This is a genomic window from Bifidobacterium sp. POST2/T3 (B1) (genome assembly GCF_058197115.1).
The window spans coordinates 1-4,424 of record NZ_JBVPQK010000223.1 but is presented as its reverse complement, the minus strand read 5'-3'; the positions used below and the strand labels follow the sequence as shown (position 1 = coordinate 4,424).

Here is a 4,424-nt window from a genome sequence, read left to right as displayed (position 1 = left end):
TACGATGCCACCGTCATCAAGAAGCTCAAGGCCGCAGGCATGCCCATTCTGGGCAAGACCAACCTGGATGAGTTCGCTCAGGGGTCTTCCACTGAGCACTCGGCCTTCAAACCCACACACAACCCCTGGGATACCGAGCGGGTCCCGGGCGGTTCAGGCGGCGGTTCGGCCTCGGCTGTCGGCGCCTTTGAGGCTCCGCTGGCCCTGGGCACTGACACTGGTGGGTCCATTCGGCAACCTGGATCCTTGACCGGCACCGTGGGCGTCAAACCCACCTATGGCGGTGTTTCCAGGTTCGGGGCCATAGCCATGGCCTCCTCCCTGGATCAGATTGGTCCGGTCTCCAGGTCAGTGCTGGACGCGGCCCTGCTGCAGGAGGTCATTGGCGGCTATGACCGCCGAGACTCCACATCCATTCCCAAGCCGGTTCCCCCTCTGGCACAGGCTGCTCGTCAGGGCCAGAAGCGCGATCTGAAGGGACTCAAGGTGGGTCTGGTCAAGGAGCTGGGCGGCGAGGGCTACCAGCCCGGCGTTGAAGCACGTTTCAACGAGGCTGTCTCGCTGCTGGAATCCATGGGCGCCGAGGTGGTTCAGGTCTCCTGCCCGCACTTCCCATACGCGCTGGCTGCTTACTACATCATCATGCCCTCCGAGGTCTCCTCCAACCTGGCCCGTTACGACGGCATGCGCTACGGCCTGCGGGTCATGCCTCCCAATGGCGTCCCCCAGACGGCAGCCAACATGATGGCCGCCACACGCGAGGCCGGATTCGGCGACGAGGTCAAGCGCAGGATCATCCTGGGTATTTACGCCCTGTCCGCCGGCTACTACGATGCCTGGTACGGCTCCGCTCAGAAGGTCCGCACCCTGGTCATCCGCGACTTTGAGAAGGCCTTCGAGCAGGCCGATGTCCTGGTATCGCCCACTTCGCCGACCACGGCCTTCCGTTTCGGGGAGAAGATGGACGATCCGCTGGCCATGTACCTGAACGACGTGGCCACCATTCCGGCTAATCTGGCCGGCACTCCGGCCATGTCGATTCCCGCTGGGCTCAGCGACGACGGGCTGCCTGTCGGCTTCCAGTTCTTCGCCCCCCAAATGCGCGACGAGATCATGTACCGGCCTGCCGCCGCTCTTGAGGCCGCCCTGGAGGAGCAGTGGGGCGGGCCCATCTCCCGGAAGTTGTCCACCCCCTGGCTGGATGGCCTGGCCCAGGGATCGAACAAGTAGGCATCGGAAGGAAAACGGAATCACAATGGCTGAAAAACTGATGAAGTACGCCGATGCCGTGGCCAAGTACGACCCGGTGTTCGGCCTGGAAGTCCATGTCGAGCTCTGCACCAACACCAAGCTCTTCTGCCCGGCCCATATCGAGTTTGGAGGTGAGCCCAACACCCAGCTGACCCCGGTTTCCCTGGGCCTGCCCGGCAGCCTGCCCGTGGTCAACAAGACCGCCATCGACTATGCGGTCAAGCTGGGCCTGGCCCTGCACTGCAAGGTCAACGAGTGGAGCCAGTTCGCCAGGAAGAACTACTTCTATCCGGACATGCCTCGCGACTATCAGATCTCCCAGTATGACAAACCTCTGAACGGTGAGGGCTACCTGGACGTTGAGCTGGACGACGGCAGCATCTTCCGCGTGCCCATCGAGCGTGCCCATGTGGAGGACGATGCTGGCAAGAATACCCACGTAGGCGGGGCCGACGGCCGCATTGAGGGCGCCGATCACTCACTGGTGGACTACAACCGTGCGGGTGTCCCCCTGGTCGAGATCGTGACCAAGCCCATCGAGGGCGCCGGGGCGCGTACCCCCGAGGTGGCCGGGGCCTACGTCCGGGCCATCCGAGACATCGTCCGGGCCCTAGGCATCTCCCACGCCCGGATGGAGCAGGGCAACATGCGCGCCGACGTCAACGTCTCCCTGCACGCCGGGCCGGATGCCCCTTTGGGAACCCGGTCGGAGACTAAGAATGTCAACACCTTCAAGGGCATCGAGAAGACGCTGACCTACGAGATCCGCCGTCAGGCAGCCCTGCTGGAGTCCGGCGGGGAGGTGCTGCAGGAGACCCGACACTGGGATGAGTCCACACAGACCACGGCGGGCGGCCGTGTCAAGACTGATGCCAACGATTACCGGTACTTCCCCGATCCCGACCTGGTCATGGTCCATGTGACCGAGGATCATATCGAGGAGCTCAAGGCTCAGATGCCAGAGATGCCGCGCGAACGCCGCGCTCGTCTCAAGAAGGAGTGGGATTTCACCGATAGGCAAATGCAGGATGCGGTCAACGCCGATGCTGTGGACCTGATCGAGGATACGGTCAAGGCCGGCGCTACGGCTGCCGGAGCCCGCAAGTGGTGGCTGGGCGAGATCTCCCGCGAAGCCAACGCCCGTGGGGTCAGCCTGCAGGAGCTGCCCATTTCGGCCCAGGATGTCGCCGATGTGGAACAGTTGATCGCTGACGGCAAACTCAATGACAAGCTGGCCAAGCAGACCGTCTCTGGCGTGTTGGCAGGCGAGGGCAAGCCCAGCGAGGTTGTTAAGAAGCACGGCTATCAGGTGGTTTCGGACGACGGGGCCTTGGATGCAGCCGTCGATCAGGCCCTCAAGGATAACCCGGACATCGTGGCCAAGCTGAAAGGCGGCAATATGAAGCCCATGGGCGCTATTATCGGAGCGGTCATGAGGGCCACCAAGGGTCAGGCCGATGCCAAGGCAGTCAGCAAGATCGTCATGGAGCGCATCGCTAAGTCTTGACCACGCCCGGTCCGCCGACCTGGTTCCATCGGATTCGAACCGGCGGACCTGCCCAGCCTCTCATGGTTTTCCCAGGGGCGAGGGATTACAATTGATTGCCATCGCAGGGTGGCGATCATGGAGGTGACGTGATGTCTATGAGCGGCAGGGGCAAAGACCGACCGCAAACGCAAACTGAAGGATCTGACGACATGGCGAGCAGACAGCTGCCCGACCGGATCGAAATCCCCTACATCCGGGGCGAGATGTTGCACCTACGTCCGGCGGTCATCGCCGATCTGACAGCAATGGACCAGCTGGAGGCCTTTTACAATTCCACCGGCATCACCGGTAAGGGGCCTAGTGCCGAACGAGCCGTGGTCAATGCCTGGGTGCGTCGGTCGGTGGCTTGGTCCAAGGGTCTGGCTGCCCGTGATTCGGGTGTGGGTGATCCCGAGTCCCGCCGCACCCTGGCTTGGGCCATGGTAACTGATGCGGATACCGACCAGGATGGTTCGCCCGATGCCGATGCCACCAAGGGGGTCATCGGCATGATCTTTCTAATCGACGTGGACGGCTGGTCTCGCTCAGCCAGGATTCAGGTGGTCCTGGGTAGGCACTTCCGCGGGCGCGGCTACTCCCGGGATGCCATGCCCAGAATCATGACCTACGGGTACGCGGCTGCTCCTACGGGTCTGGGCCTGCACCGGATCTGGGTGGCTGTGCCAGAGAAAAACACTCGCTCGATCTCTGTCTACCAGTCCCTGGGATTCATGATCTCGGGCACCTCCCGAGATGCGCTCTGGGATGCCGAGAACGGCAAGTATCAGGATCAGATCGTCATGGACGCACTTGTCGACGAATATGATCCCATTCGTTCTTTGAATGCTTTCGGCATGCATGTCATCCGCGAAAACCCCGGTGTGGCTGAAGCCCTTGTTGCACATGGATACGCCGCGGATGAGGATGGCGGCACAAGCGGGTCCGAGCCTGAGGAGTCCACCTCGGCATCTCAGGATTCGTCTGCATCAGGTGGTCCGCATTCGGACAAACCTGCTGAAGACCATGCAGGATCTGACAGCAGGAATGATGAGAAGGCAGACTCTGGTCAGACGGACGCAGCGGCTGCGGGGGAGAAGCCTGATTCCGAAGAATCTGTTGCCGAGCAGTCTGGCGAGGAGCATACGGCATCTGATTGGGCCTATGGGTCGACTGAGGCCAAGCGTTCCAAGCGTGCCTGGTGGCGTACGCTTGGCCATGGCCGTGATCGCGCGAATGGAGGTAGTCGATGAGTGCTGAGGATCTCGACAACTACGAGACCAACGCTGAACTGGCCCTGTATCGCGAGTACCGGGACGTGATCAAGCTGTTCACCTATGTGGTCGAGACCGAGCGGCGGTTCTACCTGGCCAACAAGGTGGACTTCAACGTTCGGTCCGCTGGGCAGGATGTCTACTTCGACGTCCGGCTGACCGATGCCTGGGTCTGGGATGTGTACCGGTCCAGCCGGTTCGTCAAGAATGTCCGCATCGTCACCTTTAAAGATGTCAATGTGGAGGAAGTGCAGAAGACGGATATCGACATACCCGATGCGTTGGGCTAAACATCGTTCAGGGGCGAGCATCATCACGTTTGTTCCACGCAATGGCGGGAATTCGTGTGGGAAGTCCCTCGGCAGCCTCTGGCC

Annotated in this window: 4 protein-coding genes; all 4 read left to right on the top strand. The window is 61.7% G+C overall.

From position 1 onward, the window contains the following. A partial coding sequence (gene gatA, locus AC0AP0_RS09435; protein ID WP_490430276.1) for an Asp-tRNA(Asn)/Glu-tRNA(Gln) amidotransferase subunit GatA occupies positions 1-1,230 on the top strand: 1,230 nt, incomplete at its 5' end. 25 nt (positions 1,231-1,255) lie between these two features. Then, on the top strand, positions 1,256-2,758 hold the full coding sequence (gene gatB / locus AC0AP0_RS09430; RefSeq protein ID WP_490430275.1) for an Asp-tRNA(Asn)/Glu-tRNA(Gln) amidotransferase subunit GatB: 1,503 nt from the start codon (positions 1,256-1,258) through the stop codon (positions 2,756-2,758). A 191-nt stretch (positions 2,759-2,949) separates the two neighbouring features. Further along, positions 2,950-4,029: a GNAT family N-acetyltransferase gene (locus AC0AP0_RS09425; RefSeq protein ID WP_490430274.1), complete on the top strand. Its 1,080-nt coding sequence runs from the start codon at positions 2,950-2,952 to the stop codon at positions 4,027-4,029. Beyond that, entirely contained in the window at positions 4,026-4,340 is a 315-nt protein-coding gene (locus tag AC0AP0_RS09420; protein ID WP_029678206.1) for a DUF2469 domain-containing protein, read from the top strand. Before AC0AP0_RS09425 ends, AC0AP0_RS09420 begins: the two co-directional genes overlap by 4 nt. The last annotated feature ends 84 nt before the right edge of the window (positions 4,341-4,424 follow it).